Source organism: Streptomyces sp. NPDC043176 (assembly GCF_056436715.1).
In genome coordinates this window covers 1-17,517 of the sequence record NZ_JBWKCA010000049.1, presented here as the reverse complement: position 1 = coordinate 17,517, position 17,517 = coordinate 1, and the positions used below count along the sequence as shown (strand labels likewise).

Annotated in this window: 14 protein-coding genes and 1 pseudogene; 13 read left to right on the top strand and 2 right to left on the bottom strand. The window is 74.1% G+C overall.

The annotated features are described in order from the left end of the window. The first annotated feature begins 219 nt into the window (after window positions 1–219). A complete protein-coding gene (locus tag AC067A_RS37160) occupies window positions 220–591 on the top strand; it encodes a hypothetical protein (RefSeq protein WP_479248058.1) in 372 nt (123 codons plus the stop codon). A gap of 102 nt (window positions 592–693) precedes the next feature. After that, window positions 694–855, top strand: coding sequence for a DUF5670 family protein (locus AC067A_RS37155; protein WP_479248055.1), 162 nt, complete (start codon window positions 694–696; stop codon window positions 853–855). Between the two features lie 175 nt (window positions 856–1,030). Here the strand turns inward: AC067A_RS37155 and AC067A_RS37150 are convergent, their stop codons facing one another. Next, window positions 1,031–1,258 carry a DUF5133 domain-containing protein gene (locus AC067A_RS37150; protein WP_479248051.1) on the bottom strand — a complete coding sequence of 76 codons (228 nt, stop codon included), beginning with the start codon at window positions 1,256–1,258 and terminating at the stop codon, window positions 1,031–1,033. Window positions 1,259–1,540: 282 nt separating this feature from the next. Between AC067A_RS37150 and AC067A_RS37145 the strand changes: the two genes are divergently transcribed. The 4 genes from AC067A_RS37145 to AC067A_RS37130 all read left to right on the top strand — a co-directional run bounded on the left by AC067A_RS37145 (window position 1,541) and on the right by AC067A_RS37130 (window position 9,833). Then, a complete protein-coding gene (locus tag AC067A_RS37145) occupies window positions 1,541–5,569 on the top strand; it encodes a HAMP domain-containing protein (RefSeq protein ID WP_479248046.1) in 4,029 nt (1,342 codons plus the stop codon). A gap of 112 nt (window positions 5,570–5,681) precedes the next feature. Continuing rightward, a complete protein-coding gene (locus tag AC067A_RS37140; RefSeq protein ID WP_479248042.1) occupies window positions 5,682–8,174 on the top strand; it encodes a SpoIIE family protein phosphatase in 2,493 nt (830 codons plus the stop codon). Window positions 8,175–8,227: 53 nt separating this feature from the next. Further along, window positions 8,228–8,596 carry an STAS domain-containing protein gene (locus AC067A_RS37135; RefSeq protein WP_479248039.1) on the top strand — a complete coding sequence of 123 codons (369 nt, stop codon included), beginning with the start codon at window positions 8,228–8,230 and terminating at the stop codon, window positions 8,594–8,596. A gap of 61 nt (window positions 8,597–8,657) precedes the next feature. Further along, window positions 8,658–9,833 carry a PP2C family protein-serine/threonine phosphatase gene (locus tag AC067A_RS37130; RefSeq protein ID WP_479248035.1) on the top strand — a complete coding sequence of 392 codons (1,176 nt, stop codon included), beginning with the start codon at window positions 8,658–8,660 and terminating at the stop codon, window positions 9,831–9,833. Between the two features lie 119 nt (window positions 9,834–9,952). Here the strand turns inward: AC067A_RS37130 and AC067A_RS37125 are convergent, their stop codons facing one another. Further along, window positions 9,953–10,465: a MarR family winged helix-turn-helix transcriptional regulator gene (locus AC067A_RS37125; protein WP_479248029.1), complete on the bottom strand. Its 513-nt coding sequence runs from the start codon at window positions 10,463–10,465 to the stop codon at window positions 9,953–9,955. 107 nt (window positions 10,466–10,572) lie between these two features. On the opposite strand from AC067A_RS37125, the gene AC067A_RS37120 reads away from it, so the two are divergent. The 7 genes and pseudogenes from AC067A_RS37120 to AC067A_RS37090 all read left to right on the top strand — a co-directional run. Beyond that, the gene (locus AC067A_RS37120; RefSeq protein ID WP_479248025.1) at window positions 10,573–11,805 is read left to right on the top strand and encodes a PP2C family protein-serine/threonine phosphatase; all 1,233 of its coding nucleotides are present in this window, start codon (window positions 10,573–10,575) and stop codon (window positions 11,803–11,805) included. Window positions 11,806–11,898: 93 nt separating this feature from the next. Then, a complete protein-coding gene (locus AC067A_RS37115; protein ID WP_479248020.1) occupies window positions 11,899–12,339 on the top strand; it encodes an ATP-binding protein in 441 nt (146 codons plus the stop codon). Window positions 12,340–13,333: 994 nt separating this feature from the next. Beyond that, on the top strand, window positions 13,334–15,016 hold the full coding sequence (locus AC067A_RS37110) for a PP2C family protein-serine/threonine phosphatase (RefSeq protein ID WP_479248016.1): 1,683 nt from the start codon (window positions 13,334–13,336) through the stop codon (window positions 15,014–15,016). After that, entirely contained in the window at window positions 15,013–16,116 is a 1,104-nt protein-coding gene (locus AC067A_RS37105; protein WP_479248014.1) for a cobalamin B12-binding domain-containing protein, read from the top strand. Before AC067A_RS37110 ends, AC067A_RS37105 begins: the two co-directional genes overlap by 4 nt. After that, on the top strand, window positions 16,113–16,502 hold the full coding sequence (locus AC067A_RS37100) for an STAS domain-containing protein (protein WP_479248012.1): 390 nt from the start codon (window positions 16,113–16,115) through the stop codon (window positions 16,500–16,502). The genes AC067A_RS37105 and AC067A_RS37100 overlap by 4 nt, the downstream gene beginning before the upstream one ends. A 136-nt stretch (window positions 16,503–16,638) precedes the next feature. After that, entirely contained in the window at window positions 16,639–17,064 is a 426-nt protein-coding gene (locus AC067A_RS37095) for an SsgA family sporulation/cell division regulator (protein ID WP_479248009.1), read from the top strand. Between the two features lie 299 nt (window positions 17,065–17,363). Beyond that, window positions 17,364–17,517, top strand: a pseudogene (locus tag AC067A_RS37090) (RNA polymerase sigma factor SigF); the annotation flags it as partial.

The window sequence follows — 17,517 nt, the reverse complement described above, 5'->3', positions numbered from 1 at the left end:
GGGGCGGCCCCCCCCCCGGCCCCCCCCGGGGGGGGGGGGGGGGGCCCGGCCCGCCCCGCCCCCCCCCCCCCCCCCCCCCCCCCCCCCCCTCTCCGTGCCGGACGAGGTCCGTCGTCCGTCGGACAGTGCGAGGGCAGCGCCCGGGGGAACGGGCCGGGCGGGAACGGCGGGCTCGGGTCCACCAGGTTTAACGTGCGGGAGTCCGGCGAGACGGTGCCTATGAGTGCTTCGGAGAACACCGAACGGAACCAGTTCCGCTGGACCGGCCCCTACGCCGTCCCGGACTACCCCGATCTGAGGCGAGTGGACGACCCCGACGTGGCCGAGGGGTACGAGCCGGCCGCGCTCGGGGGGCTGCACGTCCTGCCCGCCCCGTTCGCCGAGAAGGCCCGCGCGGCCGCGTACGTGGCCCGCGGCGCCGGGAGCGACCTGTGGGCCGCCGCGCGTGCGCACCGGACCGTGGCGGCGGGTGCCGCCGTCGGCACGGCGGCCGCCCTCGTCCTCGCGTACGGGTGGGGGCGCCGGGCCGGGCGCCGGGCCGCGCGGCGCGACCTCGGCCCGGTGGCCCTGTTCTTCGAACGCCGCGGCTGAGCGGGAGGCGCTTCCCGCTCCCGCAGGAGGCCGGTACGCGTGTGCATGCCGTCCGGCCGTCCCTTTCCCTTTCCGTCACCGTCCTTACGGAGGTCGATCCGCATGGTCCCCCTGCTTCTCGTACTGCTGCTCGTCCTGCTCCTCTTCGGCGCCGGCTTCGCCGTCAAGGCGCTCTGGTGGATAGCCGTCATCGTGCTCATCCTGTGGCTGCTGGGCTTCGTGGCCCGGCCGAAGGGCCGCACGGGCCGCTGGTACCGCTGGTAGGCGGCCCCGCGGCGCGCCCGCCCGTGACGTGACCGAGCCCGGCACCTCCCTTGGAGAGCGCCGGGTTCGCCCGTGACGTGACCGAGCCCGGCATCTCTCTCGGAGAGTGCCGGGCTCGCTTGTGACGTGACCGAGCCCGGCACCTCCTCGGAGAGTGCCGGGCTCGGTCGTGTGCTCAGGCGCTCAGCACCGAGTCGTCCTCGGGGCGCGCGCCCGGCAGTCGATGGCGGGCCGCGATCAGCGCCGTGTCCACGTCACGCGTGCCGGTGGAGACGCACAGCGTGTACGCGAGGTCGTCCATGCGCCGCCGTACTTCTTCGCCGCCGTTCTCGGCCTGGAGCACCTTGAGCGTCTCGTACTGCTCGATGAGATTGCGCAGGACCGCGGGGTGGGCCATCAGCAACGTACTGCTCCCCTCGTCGTCGGGGCGGGGACCGCCCGGTTCGACGCGCGTGTACCCCGGTCCCGGCGTCGTATGCCCCCCGGCCGGGGCCGGAGGGGACGGGTTCCGGCCGGATGACCCGGCACCGCCCTCCTCTTGTCGATCACGGAGGGGTAATGTCGTCATGATTGCCGTACGGCAACGATCGCGGCAGCCGGAGCCGTCCCGGGGGAGCGGATGTCCGGCGCGCGGCGTGAGCCGCACGGTCCGTGTGCGCAAGCGTGGTGGGGAACGAGGATGGGCATGTCTGAGACGACGACCAAGGGCTCCTCCGGCCGGGAGCACCCCGGGCCGGCCGCGGTGGTCGAGCCTGAACTCCGTCAGCTGCTGGCGGGGCTCACGGCCGTGAGGGACGGCGACTTCGGCACCCGTCTGCCGGACGAGGCGCAGGGGCTGATGGGCGAGATCTCCCGGGTGTTCAACGGGATGGTCGACCAGCTGTCCCTGTTCACCTCCGAGGTGACGCGGGTGGCGCGCGAGGTCGGCACGGAAGGGACGCTCGGCGGGCAGGCCGCCGTGCCCGGTGTCTCCGGTACCTGGGCCGACCTGACCGACTCGGTGAACGCGATGGCCGGCAACCTCACCACCCAGGTCCGTGACATCGCCCACGTGGCGACGGCCGTCGCCAAGGGCGACCTCTCCCAGAAGATCGACGTGGACGCGCGCGGTGAGATCCTGGAGCTGAAGAACACCATCAACACGATGGTCGACCAGCTCTCGGCCTTCGCCGACGAGGTCACGCGCATGGCCCGTGACGTGGGAACCGAGGGCATCCTCGGCGGACAGGCCGACGTGAAGGGCGTCTCCGGTACCTGGCGCGACCTGACCGACTCCGTCAACTCGATGGCGGGGAACCTCACCGCGCAGGTGCGGGCGATCGCCCACGTCGCCACCGCAGTCGCGGGCGGCGACCTGTCGAAGAAGGTCGACGTGGACGCCCGGGGCGAGATCCTGGAGCTGAAGACGACCATCAACACGATGGTCGACCAGCTCTCGGCCTTCGCCGACGAGGTGACCCGGGTCGCCCGCGAGGTCGGCACCGAGGGCAATCTCGGCGGCCAGGCCACCGTCCGGGGTGCCTCGGGCACCTGGAAGGACCTCACCGACAACGTCAACGTGATGGCCTCCAACCTCACCGGGCAGGTGCGCTCGATCGCCCAGGTCGCCACCGCCGTGGCCCGCGGCGACCTCTCCCGCCGGATCACCGTGGAGGCCAAGGGCGAGGTCGCCGCCCTCGCCGACACCATCAACACCATGGTGGACACCCTGTCCGCCTTCGCCGACGAGGTGACCCGCGTCGCCCGCGAGGTCGGCACCGAGGGCCGGCTCGGCGGCCAGGCCAGGGTGCCGAACGTGGCCGGCACCTGGAAGGACCTCACCGACAACGTCAACTCCATGGCGAACAACCTGACCGGACAGGTCCGGAACATCGCCCAGGTCACGACCGCCGTGGCCAACGGCGACCTGTCGAAGAAGATCGACGTCGACGCCCGGGGCGAGATTTTGGAGCTGAAGACGACCATCAACACGATGGTCGACCAGCTGTCCTCGTTCGCGGCCGAGGTGACCCGCGTGGCCCGCGAGGTCGGCAGCGAGGGCCGGCTCGGCGGCCAGGCCGAGGTCGAGGGGGTTTCCGGTACCTGGAAGCGGCTGACCGAGAACGTCAACGAGCTGGCGGGCAACCTCACCCGCCAGGTTCGCGCCATCGCCGAGGTCGCGAGCGCCGTCGCCGAGGGCGACCTCACCCGCTCGATCACCGTCGAGGCGTCGGGCGAGGTGGCCGAGCTCAAGGACAACATCAACGCCATGGTCGGCTCGCTGCGCGAGACGACGCGGGCCAACCAGGAGCAGGACTGGCTCAAGTCCAGTCTGGCCCGGATGTCCGCGCTGATGCAGGGCCACCGCGACCTGGCCGTCGTCGCCGAACTCGTCATGGACGAGCTGACCCCGCTCGTGGCCGCCCAGTACGGGGCGTTCTACCTCGCCGAGGAGGGTGCCGACGGCGTCGAGCTCGGCCTCGTCGGTTCCTACGGGCGCCCCGCCGGCGACCAGGACCGGGTCCGCTTCCGGCTGGGCGAGTCGCTCGTCGGACAGGCCGCCCGCAGCCGCCGCACCATCGCCGCCGAGAACGTCCCCGCCGACTACGTCACGATCTCCTCGGGCCTCGGCAGCACGTCCCGGGGCAGCCTCGTGGTGCTGCCGGTCGTCGTCGAGGAGCAGGTGCTCGGCGTCATCGAGCTGATGTCCTTCAGCCCCTTCACCTCCGTGCACCGGGACTTCCTGGAACAGCTCATGGAGACCGTCGGCGTCAACCTGAGCACCATCGTCGCCAACGCCCGCACCGACGAACTCCTGGACGAGTCCCAGCGCCTGGCCGGCGAACTCCGCTCGCGCACCGAGGAACTCCAGGTGCGGCAGGAGGAACTCCAGCGCTCCAACGCCGAGCTGGAGGAGAAGGCGGCCCTGCTCGCCACGCAGAACCGCGACATCGAGGCCAAGAACCTCCAGATCGAGCAGGCCCGGCAGGAGCTGGAGGACCGTGCCCAGCAGCTCGCCCTGGCCTCCACGTACAAGTCGGAGTTCCTGGCCAACATGAGCCACGAACTGCGCACCCCGCTCAACAGCCTGCTGATCCTGGCCCAGCTGCTGGCCCAGAACCCGACCCGCAACCTCACGGCCAAGCAGGTCGAGTACGCCGGCATCATCCACTCGGCCGGCTCCGACCTGCTCCAGCTGATCAACGACATCCTCGACCTCTCCAAGGTGGAGGCGGGGAAGATGGACCTCAACCCGGAGCGCGTGCCCCTGCGCAGGCTCCTCGACTACGTCGAGGCCACGTTCCGCCCCCTCACCTCGCAGAAGAGCCTCGCCTTCGCGGTCTCCACGGCCGCCGGCGTCCCCGTCGACCTCGTCACCGACGACACGCGGCTCCGGCAGGTGCTGCGCAACCTGCTGTCGAACGCCGTCAAGTTCACCGAGCACGGCAGCGTCGAGCTGCGCATCGAACCGGCCTCGGACGCCGAGCTGCCCGTGTCCGTGCACCCCGGCGGCCCCGTCGTCGCCTTCCGCGTCGCCGACACCGGCATCGGCATCGCCCCCGAGAACCTGGAGGCCATCTTCGGCGCCTTCCAGCAGGCCGACGGGACGACCAACCGCAAGTACGGCGGCACCGGCCTGGGCCTCTCCATCAGCCGCGAGATCGCGCATCTGCTCGGCGGCGCCCTCACCGTCACGAGCGTGCCCGGCGAGGGCAGCACCTTCACCCTCTACCTCCCCGTCACCCGCACCGACTTCACCGAGCAGCCCGACCCCGCCGCCCCGTCGGCGGACCCCTCGGCGGTGCTCACCGTCCCGGCCCCGGCCCGGGGCGGCGCGCTCGCACTGCCCGGCGCCCCGGCCGCCCGGCCGACCCGGCGCCTCCTCGTGATCGAGGAGCGTCCGCGCGGGCTCCTCGCCGTCGTCGCCGAGAACGCGGTCACCCAACTCGCCGCCGACGGCGGGCACACGGGCCGGGCGGACATCGAACTGATCGCGGTCGTCGGCCCCCAGGAGGCCGCCTCCGCGCTCGCCACCCAGCCGTTCCACTGCGTCGTGCTCGACGTCGACATGGCGGACGGCGACGCCCTGCGCTTCCTGGGCGCCATGGACGGCGACGAGGCGCTGCGCACCGTCCCCGTCCTCGCCCACAACAACCGCCGGCTCCCCGCCGACGAGGAGGGCGCCCTCCAGGACCTCGCCCGCCGCCGCCCGCTGGAACTCCTCTCCAGCCTCGACGAGCTGCGCGAGCGGATCGCCCTCCACCTGTCCGCGGAGCAGCCCGGCGACGTCGTTCCCCTGGTGCGCGGCGACCACTGGGCGCCCGCGCCCCATGCCATCGACACCACCCTGCGCGGCAGGACCGTCCTCGCCGTCGACGACGACGCCCGCAACCTGTACGCCCTCAGCGGCATCCTGGAGCTGCACGGCATCACCGTGCTGCACGCCGAGAACGGGCGGAAGGGGATCGAGACGCTCCTGGCGAACCCGGCCGTCGCCCTCGTCCTGATGGACGTGATGATGCCGGAGATGGACGGCTACACGGCGACCGCGCGGATCAGGGAGCTGCCGCAGTACGCGGACCTGCCCGTGATCGCCGTCACCGCGAAGGCCATGCCCGGCGACCGGGAGAAGAGCCTCGCGTCCGGGGCCAGCGACTACGTCACCAAGCCCGTCGACGCCGACGAACTCATCGCCTGCGTCAGCCGCTGGCTCGACGGCGAGGCCGCCTCGTGACCGTCCCCGCGGGACCGCCCGCTCCCCGCCCGACCCCGGAGCGCCGGACCAACGCGCCCCGGCCCCGTCCGCACGGCGGCCCCGGGGCCGCCCCGACCGAGGAGTCGCCGACGTGAGTGGCCCCCGCTTCCCGGGCGGAGACCCGTCCGCCGGCCTCCCCGAGGCAGGCACCGTCGAACCCCGGACCCCCGGCCTCCCCGAGGCAGGTGCCGTCGCGCCCCCGGCCCCCGGCACCGCCATCCCGTACCCCGCCGACGGCGGGGCGGCAGCCGCGTCCGCCGACGGCCGGCTGGCCGCCACGGTGGAACGGCTGCGCGGCGAGGTGCGCGCCGCGCACGCGGCGGCCGAGGGCCGCGCCCTGATCGAACTCGCCAAGGGGGTCATCGTCGAGCGCCTGGGCTGCGGCCCCGCCCAGGCGGCCCGCCAGCTCGCGGAGCTCGCCGACCGGGCCGGGCTGTCCCAGCTGGAGCTGGCCGCGGACATCATCAACCAGGCGGCCCAGGACCGGATGGCCGAGGCGGCGGACGAGTTCGTGAGGACGGCCGTCGGCGAGCCCGCCGCCCCCGCCCCCGCCGCCTCGGTCGCCGTGCGGCTGCGCACGGCGGAGAGCGCGGCGCTCAGCGCCGGCGACACCCAGGCCGTCGCCGAGTCGCTGCTCCGGCACGCCCTCGAACCCCTGGGCGCCGTCGCCGTGGCGATCTGGACCACCGGCCCGGACACCTCGCTGAGCCTGCGCGGCCACGCCGGCTTCGGCCTCGACGAGGCGGCCCGCTGGCACTACGTGCCGCCGGGGGTGACCACCGCGGCCCGCCAGGCGCTCGTCGGGCGCCGCACCGTCCGGTACGCCTCCCTGGCGGCCGCGGGCATCCCCTCGATCGGCCGCGCGCGCCATCCCGACGGCGGCCGGGTCGTCGTCCCCGCCGGAACCGGCGGCCGCATCCACGGCGTCCTGGAGATCTGCTGGGCCCGCCCGCTCGACCCCCTGCCGCAGGCCGTGGAGCGCCAGATCGAGGCCCTCGCCGAGCTCTGTGCCCACACCCTGGAGGCGCTGCCCGAGGCGTCCCCCGGCGGCTTCCCGGACCCCGGCGGGGACGGGGCGCCGGCGCTGGCCGAACTCTCGGACGGGCTCTACGACCCCGCCCTCGTCCTGACCCCCCACCTGGACGAGGCGGGGAAGCTCGTCGACTTCCGCATCCGGCACGCCAACGCGCACTTCCGGGATCCGGCCGGACGGCCCCGCGGCTCCGTCGACGGGGCCCTGCTCCTGGAGGCGTACCCGGCGACGGCGGGCGGCAGCGAACTCTTCGAACGGATCGAGCGGGTCTACGCCACGGGGGAGCCGTTCCGCGCCCGCCGGGTCCGGCTCACGGCCCTGGTGGGCCAGGTGCCGCTCGCCTCGCTCGCCGACATCAGCATCAGCCGGCACGGCGCGAGCGTCCTGCTCATCTGGCGCGTCGAGGACGAGTCGGCACACCTCGCCAGCCTCCTCCAGCACGCCCAGCGCCTCGGCCGGGTCGGCGCCTTCGAGGAGGACGTCGTCGCCGGGGAGATCACCTGGCACGGCCAGCTGTACGAGCTCTTCGGCCGCAGGCCGACGGAGCCGCCGGTCGCCCTGCGCGACCTCGCCGCCCACGCCCACCCCGACGACGCCGGCATCATCCGCCGCTTCCTCCAGAAGGTGCTGTACCAGCGGCGGGTGGGCTCCGCCGCCTTCCGCATGCTCCGCCACGACGGCGTCACGCGGCACATCCGGGTGACCGCCGAACCGGCCCTGGGCACCGACGGCGGTCTCCAGACCGTCCGGGGCGCCTACCAGGACATCTCGGCGCAGCACTGGACCGAGGTCGCCCTCACGGCCACCCGCGACCGGCTGGCGGCGACGGAGGAGGAGGCCGAGGAACGCAACCGGCTCACCCTCCAGCTCCAGCACGCCATCATGCCGCCGGCCAAGCCGCCGCTCGACGCGCCGGGACTCGACGTCGCCGTGCGCTACCGTCCCGCCGAGTCCGAGTCCCTGGTGGGCGGCGACTGGTACGACGCGGTCGTGCTGCCGTCCAAGAAGGTGCTCCTGTGCGTCGGGGACGTCGCCGGCCACGGCGTGGAGGCCGCCACCGGCATGGTGGTGCTGCGCAACGCCCTCCGCGGCCTCGCCGTCACGGGCGCCGGACCGGGGCAGCTGCTGTCCTGGCTCAACAGCGTCGCCCACCACCTCACCGCCCATGTGACGGCCACCGCCGTGTGCGGCATATACGACCCCGGGAGCCGTACGCTGCGCTGGGCCCGCGCGGGGCACCTCCCGCCGGTGCTGGTCCGCGGGGAGGAGGCGCTCGACCTGCCGCTCCTGAGCGGGCTGCTGCTGGGGGCCCTCGCGGAGGTCGAGTACGAGGAGACGGAGCTGCAGCTCGAACCCGGCGACACGGTGCTGATGTACACCGACGGGCTCGTCGAGCGGCGGGACACCGCCGTCCACGAATCCGTCGCCCAGCTGCTCGCCGTCGCCCGGCAGCCGTCCGACAGTCTCGAACGCCGGCTGGACCAGCTGCTGGCGCGCAGCAAGTCGGACACGGACGACGACACGTGCGTGGTCGGTGTCCAGGTGTCGTGACCCCCGTCCGTCCGCCCCAAGACCGACCCCACCCCCCATGGAAAGCAGGAAACATGTCCGAGCGAGTACCGAACCTGGATGTCGACGTCGAGATCCGTGACGACCGCACGGCGGTGCTGACCGTGGAGGGTGAGCTGGACATGGAGACGACCGGCCGGCTGGAGGACCTCCTGGCGGAACAGTTCCGCCAGGGGCGGCGCCGTCTCGTGCTGGACCTGTCCGCCCTCGTCTTCATGGACTCCTCGGGGTTGAACGTCCTGATCAGGGCGGTCAACAGGGCGCGGGAGACCGGCGGCGACCTGTATCTCGCCGCGCCGACGCCGGCCGTGCGCCGCATCCTGGAGATCACCGGCGTGACGACCACGATCCCGCCGCACGACGGCGTGGCGGACGCGCTGGCCGCGGCCGGCGGCGCGAGATAGCGGACGGGTGGCGCGGTCCCCGTGCACGGGACCGGGCTCAGGGAAGAGGAAGAGGAGGACCGTGCACGAGATCGCCGAGATCGAGCAGGCGCTCCGCCGGGCGGCTCCGCACCGGCTCGTGGGGGTCGTCGAGGACGCCCTGAGGGAGCACTGCGGGGTGCTGCGGGTGGAACTCCGGCTGGCCGACTACGGTTTGCGGACGCTCCAGCTCGTCGGGCACGTCTCCGGGGCGGATCCGTCGGTGCCGATCCACGACAGTCCCCAGGGGCGTGCCTTCGGCGCCCAGGAGCCGCACGTGGTCCGGGAGCCCGGGGCGCTCCGGCTCCACCTGCCCGTCACCGTCCGCGGGGACCGGCTGGGGGTGCTGACGGCCGAGTTGTCCGTGGAGGCCGACCTCAGGCCGCTGCTGCCAAGGCTCGCCCAGGTCTGCGAGGCGCTCGGCCACGAGATCCTGGTGGCGGAGCGCGACACGGACCTGTACGTCCTGGCGCGGCGTGCGACGCGGCTCACGCTCGCGGCGGAGATGCAGTGGCAGTTGCTGCCCGGCCGTTCCTGTGCCCGTCCCGAGTTCGCCCTCGCCGCCCATCTGGAGCCCGCCTACGCCATCTTCGGCGACAACTACGACTGGTCGGTCTCGGACGGCCGGCTGACCCTGACGGTCACCAACGGCATGGGGGAGGGCATCGAGGCCGCCCTGCTGACGAACCTCGCGATCAACGCGCTCCGCAACGCCCGCCGGGCCGGCCTCCCGCTGGTGGACCAGGCCGCGCTGGCGGACCAGGCCGTGTACGCCCAGTACCGGGGGGAGGCCTTCGTGTCGGTGCTGCTGCTCTGCTTCGACCTGGCCACGGGCGAGGTGGAGGCCGTGGACGCCGGGTCGCCCCGTCTGTGGCGGCAGCGGGGGCAGGCGGTGGAGCCCATCGGCTTCGAGGCGCAGCTGCCCCTGGGCATGTTCGAGGACACCGTGTACGTGCCCGAGCGGTTCGCGGTGCGGCCGGGCGACCGGCTGCTGTTCGGCAGCGACGGCGTGTACGCGGCCGTCTCGCCCGCGGGGGAGAGCTACGGGGACCGGGCGCTGGCCCGCGCGCTGCGGGGGACGCGGTTGCTGCCGCCCACCCACGTGCCGCAGGCGGTGCTCCGGGAGCTCGCCCTCCACCACGGAGGCAGCCCGCTGGAGGACGACGCCCTGGTCGTCTGCCTCGACTGGCACGGCACCGTGTCAACAGTTGCCGTGTGACAACTGTATCCTTGGGGCAACATCTGGCGGGTGCCCGTGAAGAACGCCGTCAAGGACGACCAGGGGTGGCAATGAGGACATGGGGTGTGCGCCCGGCCGGAGCCGGCGCCGCGCGGGGATCAGGCCGAACTGACGTCCTTCAGCGGCGTGCGGGCGGGTGACGAGGCGGCCGCTCCGCCCCCTCCCACGGCCTCGTGGAACCCGGCGAGCCCCCGCAGCAGCGCCTTGCGGCTCGTCGGCGACATGTCCTCGATGACCGCGAGCAGGGCCTCCTCGCGCTGGGCCCGGAGGTCCCGCAGGTACGCCTTGCCGTGCACGGTCAGGTGCAGCTCCAGCTGCCGACGGCTCACGGGGCTGGGCAACCGCTGCACGAAGCCCAGCGCCTCCAGCCGGTCGCACATGCGGCTCACCGAGGGCGGTGCGGAGCCGAGCAGCTCGCCCAGGGTGCGCAGGCTGATGCCCTCCTCGCGGTCCAGGCTGTACAACACGCGCAGCTGACTCGCCGAGACGGGTGTCGACGACACCATGTCCCGGCCGCGCTCCCACAGCACCTCCAGCAGCTCGATGAGCTCCCGGGCGGACTCGGCCGTCCGCTGCGGTTCCCGCGGCGGCGGGGCGGAGTTGCCGTTCATGCCTGCCGATCCTCCTCGGACGTCCCGGGCCGGGGACAGCGGCCTTGCGACGGACCGGTCATCTCCACATCTCTCCAGAAGGCGGTACGGATCCGGTGGATCGACACGTGACAGTGGAAGGCGCACTGCGCGGGGCGGCACCGCACCTCCTCCTGGACTCCCTCCGTACCAGTCTGGCGCACCTGTACGCCGCGACCTCCGCCGACCTGCTGCTCGTCGACTACGGATTCACGACCCTGTGCCCCGTGGAGCCCGTCCAGGCACCTGCCGGGATGCCGCACGCGCCCGTGGACGCGGGGCCCGCCGGCCGCGTCTTCCGCACCCAGCAACCATATCTTTTCTGCGATGTCGGGCCCACGGCGACCGTTTACCTGCCCGTCACGGTCCGCGGCGACCGATTCGGCGTCCTGGTCGTCGTCCTGCCCGCGGACCGGTCCACCCCGGAGACCACCGCGAGCCTCGCCCGGGTCGCCGAGACCCTCGGACACGCCCTGCGCGTCGCCGACCGCCACACCGACCTGTACCGCCGCACCCGCAGGACGCACGCCCTCAGCGTCGCGGGGGAGATGCAGTGGGACACCCTGCCGGGCCGGGCCTGCACCGGACCGGCCTTCGACCTCCACGCCCACTGGGAGCCCGCGTACACCTCCGGAGGGCACCTCCTGGACTGGAGCGCCACCGAGCGGGACCTGGTGATCGTCGTCGCCGACGGCACCGGCCCCGGCACCCCGGCCGCCCTGGCGAGCACCCTCGCCCTGACGGCGATCCGCAACGCCCGGCGGGCCGGGCTCGACCTGGTGACCCAGGCCAGCCTCACCGACCAGGCGCTCTACGGGCAGTACCGCGGCGAGCACCCGCTCTCCGCCCTGCTGCTCCGGCTCGACCTGACCACCGGCGAGGCCGAGGTGGTGGACGCCGGGTCGCCGACGCTCTGGCGTGTCCGCTCCACCGTGACCGAGCGCATCGAACTGGACCGCCAACTGCCCCTGGGCATGTTCGAGGACACCGTCTACACCCCCCAGCGCCTGCGCCTCCTGCGCGGCGACCGGCTGGTCTTCGTCGCCCACGGCACCGGGGAGCCGACGGCCGGCGACGGGCACGAGGCGCCGGACGGTCCCGTCGCCCGCGCCCTCACCGGCGCACGCCGCCGGAAGGGCGCGGACGTCCCCCGGGCCGTCCTGCGGGCGCTGCACGGGACACCCCGTGGCGCGCCGGACGCCGTCCTCGTACTCTGTCTCGACTGGCGCGGCCACGAGGCCGGAACCCCGGGCGAGGGAGGGCGCGGGGAGCCACGCCGACCGCACCGACGTCCCCTTGACGGGCTGTCGGCGGGCGTGTGATCCGCGTTGCGGGCGGTGTGGGAACCATGAAGAGGGGAAAGGCGGGTACGAAGAGCCCAGCCGCCGACCCAGGACGAGGGGAGTACCAGCGTCATGACGGACGCGATCACCGCGGAACGCGCGGTCCCGGAGCCCCTGCTCTACGCGGGTGCCGTCTACGGCGACGCCGCCCGTGGCGGGGCGATCGCCTCCGCCCGCGCCTTCACGGCCGAGTTCCTCGCGGCCGCCCCGACCGTGCTGCCCGGACCGGTCGATGAGGAGCGCGTCGAGCTCGCGCAGCTGGTGGTCAGCGAACTGGTCACCAACGCGATCCGGCACACGGCCGGCCCCTGCCGGCTCCTCCTCGAACTGGGCCGCGACTTCCTGGAGATCTCGGTCTTCGACCAGGAGGCCGCCGCCCCCGTGCTCCGCGGCCACGACCCCCGCCGCATCGGTCAGCACGGCGTCGAGATCGTCGTCGCCGTCTGCGAGAGGCTGACCGTCGAGCCCGCCCCGGAGGGGAAGCGGGTCCGCGCCCGCCTCTCCCTCCTGTAGGAGTACGCCGCCACCGCGAACCCGCCGGAACGGCGATCGCGCTGACGCCGCGGCCGCGCCGGGGCCGAGCGCAGGCACGGGCCGCGTACCGGGCAGCGCCCGCAAGCCCTCTCGGCCTCCGCACCCTGGGCGAGGCGGCGGAGCCGGTCCCCACCGGGAGGGGTCGACCTCCTGGCAGGCCGCGGCCGCACACCGGCCGTGCAGGTGAGCCTCCTGGCACACGAACAGGGATGCGTGTCCCCGTTCGCCGGACCCTTCGTCCGTCCGTGGAAAGCGGGCGGGACCGCTCCGGGGCGTCACCGGGGCTCTTGCCGCGGACCGCGGGGGACGGGCGCGACGCTCCACCACGTCATCGCCACACCGACACCGAAGATCAGGACCAGCATGACCGGCACGACGGAATCCTTCCGGGAGCGGACCGCGTTCGAGGATCCGACTGACCGCGAACACCGCGCCGAAACGCCTTCCTCCGTCATGAATCCGGAGGACCGGGGAACGCGGAAGGGCAATGACGTCCACGCCGCTCCCCAGGCCGGAACGTCCGTCCCGCGCACCCTGCATCTCGCCAGGCCGGAACGCCCGTCCCTCGCACCCTGCATCTCGACCCGCACGGGAACCTGCTGCTCTCCACCGACGGCACCGCGGAGGCCCGTGACGGCGCGGGCGAACGGTTCGGAGAGGAGCGCCTCGCCGAGGCCGTCGCCGGAGCACCGCTCCTCGGCCCAGCAGGTCGTCGACGCCCTCGCCCGGGCGGTGCGCGACTTCACGGGCGGACACGAGATCGACGACGACCGGGCGGTCCTCGTCCTCACCGCCATCCGAGGGCCGCGTCCGGTGAAGCACCTGGGCCGGAATCGTGCGGGTAGTGGGGGGAAAGGCGGGATGTCCCGGAAGAGGGGGTTGACTTGATGTGCGGCGCCCACTGCGGAAGGGTGGGACGGACGAGCTGTCGTCGAGTGGGAAGGTGGCGGGCCACTACGCGCGGGCCACGCTTATGACTGTTTTCGAAGACGAGTCCGGCCGCTCCCGGGAGACCGCGGGAGCGGGGAGCACCTCCTGGCTCGGGTCGCCGCATCCGGCGGTGGTGGCCGACCGCGAGGGCGGCGTCGTGGAGTTCAACGCCGCCGCGGCCGACCTCTTCCCGCGGATGGGGGTCGGCAAGTGGCTGGACGAGGTCGTCCCGCGATGGCTCGCCGACGCCCACCGGCGGCTGGCCCACCCGGCACGCACACCCGCCGCCGCGGCTCCGGTGCGGGCGGGACCCGCCCCGCTGCGCGGCAGCCACGACGGCCGGCTCCTGAGGGCCCACCCCACCGAGTCCGGCCACGGCGACGTGGCCTGGTGGCTGGTGGACGACTCCGACCTGACGGCGGCGCAGGACGCCCTGCGCACCGAACGGGAGCGCCACGCGATCCTGACCGAGGCGTCCACCCAGCTGCTGGCCTCGCTCAACCCCGACCGCTGCCTGGAGAAGGCGGCCCTGCTCGCCGCCGACCACCTCGGCGACGCGGCCCTCGTGATCTCCCCGCCCGTGCGGAACCGCTACACCGTGGTCACCGCCATGGGCGGTGGATTCGAGCGGACCCAGCTCGCCCTGGACCCGACCCTCGTGCCCGGTCTCGCCGAGGCACTGCAGGGTTTCCCGCCGGTGCCCGCCCGCTGGATCGACCCGGCCGAACTGCCCTCCTGGGCCGTGCCCGAGGGCTGCGGAGGGACCCCCGGGTCCGTCGCCATCACCCCGCTGCCCGGCCACGGCGTGCCCGCGGGCGCCCTGATCCTCCTGCGGCGCGGCGGACAGCGGGCCTTCGACGCCTCGGAGGAGCTCTTCGCCCGGCTGTTCGCCGCCCGCGCCGGCGCCGCCCTGTCGGCCGCGCGCCTCTACGCGGAGCAGGCCCGCATCACGCGCGCGCTGATCGCCGAACTCCTCCCGCCCCAGCTCCACCACGTCGGCGGGGTCGACTTCGCCGGCGGCTACCGCACCTCCCAGGACACCGAGCGGATCGGCGGCGACTTCTACGACGTGCACCCCGGCACCGAGGACGGCCAGGAGACGCTCGCCGTCCTCGGCGACGTGTGCGGCAAGGGGCTGGACGCCGCCGTGCTCACGGGCCGGATCCGCAGCACCGTGCAGGCCCTGTTGCCCCTCGCGGGCAACCACCAGGACGTCCTGCGGCTGCTCAACGGCGCCCTGCTGACCGCCCGGCACACCCGCTTCGCCACCCTGGTCCTGGCCTCGGTGCGGCGCACGGGCGGCCGGGTGCGGCTCCGGCTCACCAGCGCCGGCCACCCCCGCCCGCTCGTCCTGCGTGCCACGGGAGAGGTGGAGGAGGCGGACACCGGCGGGACCCTGGTGGGCGCCCTCCCCGTCGTCACCAGTCGGTCGGCGACCGTGGACCTGTCGCCCGGCGAGACCTGCGTGCTCTACACGGACGGGATCACGGAGGCCCGCGGCGGGCCGCTCGGCTCGGCCATGTTCGGCGAGGACCGGCTGCGCTCCGCGCTCGCCGAGTGCGTGGGGCTCCCGGCCGAGGCCGTCGTCGAGCGCGTGCAGATGATCGCCGGGGACTGGGTGGGCCGCGGTGCTCACGACGACATGGCGGTCGTCGCCATCACCGCGCCGCACACCACCCACCTGTCGGCGGTGAACGGCCACACCCGGGGCAGGTACACCGCATGAGCACGCAGACCGCCCTGTCGACCGCCGACCTCGCCGCCACCCGCCGACAGCTGTGGGCGGCCCTGGAGGCGAGGGACGAACCGGCGGCCGCCGCCGCCGTCCTCGGCGCCCACGAGGCCGGGGTCCCGGCCGAGGACCTCCTCGTCGACGTGATCGGCCCCGTCCAGGCCAGGGTCGGCGCGGAATGGGCCGCCGGCCGCATCGGGGTCGCCCAGGAGCACGCCGCCACCGCCATCCAGGACCGTGTCGTCGCCGCCCTCGCCCACCGCACGGCGGACGGGACCGGTCCCCGGCCGGAGACCGGGGAGGCGCCCCGGCGCGTCACCGTCGCCTGCGTCGACGGCGAGTGGCACGCCCTGCCCGCCCGTCTCCTCGCCGAGGTCCTGCGCGGCCGGGGCTTCCTCGTCGACTACCTCGGGGCGCACGTCCCCACCCCCCACCTCATCGCCCACCTGCACCAGACCGGCACGGACGTCGTCGCCCTCTCGTCCTCCCTCCCGGTCCGGCTCCCGACGGCCCACGCCGCCGTCACCGCCATCCAGGCCATCGGGCTCCCCGTCCTCGTCGGCGGCGCCGCCTTCGGCCCCGACGGCCGCTACGCCCGCCTGCTGGGCGCCGACGGGTGGGCGCCGGACGCCCGGGCCGCCGCCCGTCTCCTCGCCGCCGGCCCGCGGCGGGCGGACGCGGCCGGGCCCGCCGCCGGGGACCTTCCCCACCTCGCCGACCAGGAGTACACCCTGGTCACGCGCGCCCGGACCCAGCTGGTCCGCCAGGTCCTCCAGGGCCTCGAGGACGCGGTCCCGGCGACGGCCTCGTACACCGACCGGCAGCGGGAGCGGACCGCCGAGGACATCGCCCACATCGTCGACTTCCTCGGCGCGTCCCTCTACGCCGACGACGCCGAGCTGTTCACCGGCTTCGTCACCTGGACCGCCGGGATCCTCCGGGCCCGCGGCGTCCCGGGCGACGCCCTGGTCGCCGCCCTCGACCTGCTCGCCGACGCCCAGCACGACTTCCCCCGCACGCGGGCGCACCTCGCCGCCGGGCGCCGCGCCCTCCTCCGCGTACCCGCCCCGCCCGCCCCCGGACCCCACTCGTGAACACCCCCGACCAAATTTTCGAGGTCAAGGCCGTCGCCGCGCCCGACAGGGTCCTGTACGTGACGCTCGCCGGCGACCTGGTCTGGGACGGCGCCGACGAGCTGCTGGACGCGGCCCGGGCCCACCTCGACCCGGCGGAACTCCGCGTCGACTGCGCCGGACTCACCCTGTGCGACTCGACGGGCCTCTCCGCCCTGCTGGCCCTCCACCGGCTCGCCGAGGCCGCGGGCGTCCCGCTGCACCTGGACCGCAGACCGCCCTTCCTCGACCGGCTGCTCCTCCTCACCGGCACGTACGAGCACCTGACGGGCCGGTCCGAGACCGCCGGGCCCGACGGCGACACCCCGAGCGGCGCGGCGGAGGGCCCTCGTCCCACCGGTCCCTGACGGCCTTTCACGACGTTCACGCGATCCTCACACCATCGGCACATCCGCCACGGCGGCACGAGGTGTAACAGAGACGGGACGGGTCAAGCGGACACCGCACCCGCTCGCTGACAGCCTTTCAGCCGGAGGACCCCACATGCTCCAGCACCCCGTCGCGCCGCTCCCCGCACCGCGCGTCCTCACCCGGCCCATGGCCATGGAACTGCTCACCCCGGACCTGGCGGTCCGGATCGACACCACCGTCGGCTACGACTCCCGTGACCCCCACGCCCTGACCATCGCCTTCCACCTCCTCGGCGAGGACCCGGTGGTGTGGCGCGTCGACCGCGAGATGATCCTCACCGGATCGCTCCGGCCCACCGGCGACGGCGAGGTCCGGCTCGGTCCCGCCCCCGACGGCGGACTCCTCCTGAAGCTCGGGCCGGCGGGGCAGCGCGCCGTCGTCAGGTGCGAGCAGGAGGCACTCGACCGCTTCGTGCGCGACACCTTCGTCCTGGTGCCGCAGGGCACGGAGGAACGCCACATCGACTGGGGGCCGCTGCTCGCGTCCCTGAGGCGCTGAAGTGCGGTGCGCCGGACCGCCCGTACGGGGACGGCCCCCGTCCGCGTACGGAACCCGTGGAGCGGTTCCCTCGTCGTCCGGGCCGCGCTGCTCGGGAACCGGCGACGAGACGTCGTGCACGGTGCCGTGCAGGCGTTCGAGGTTCCCTCCGCCCGTCGACCGGGGTGAAGGAACCGACCGAGAAAACGTGAGAAGTTGTTGGGTGTGGACGTGAGAAGACCGGGTAGGCGAGCAACCTCGGGGCCACGCGTCCCGCTGAGGAATACACGTGAGAGGGGAATGGTGTGACGGTCACCGCGATGTCGACCACGGGACTCGAGGCCGGAGCGGGGGCGCTGCCGCAGATCCCGGACACGCTGGCGGTCGCGCCCAAGGACGCGAGGGCCCTGTCGAAGGTCTTCTTCCGGGAGCTGGCGACGCTGGAGGAGGGGACGCACGAGTACCAGTACGCGC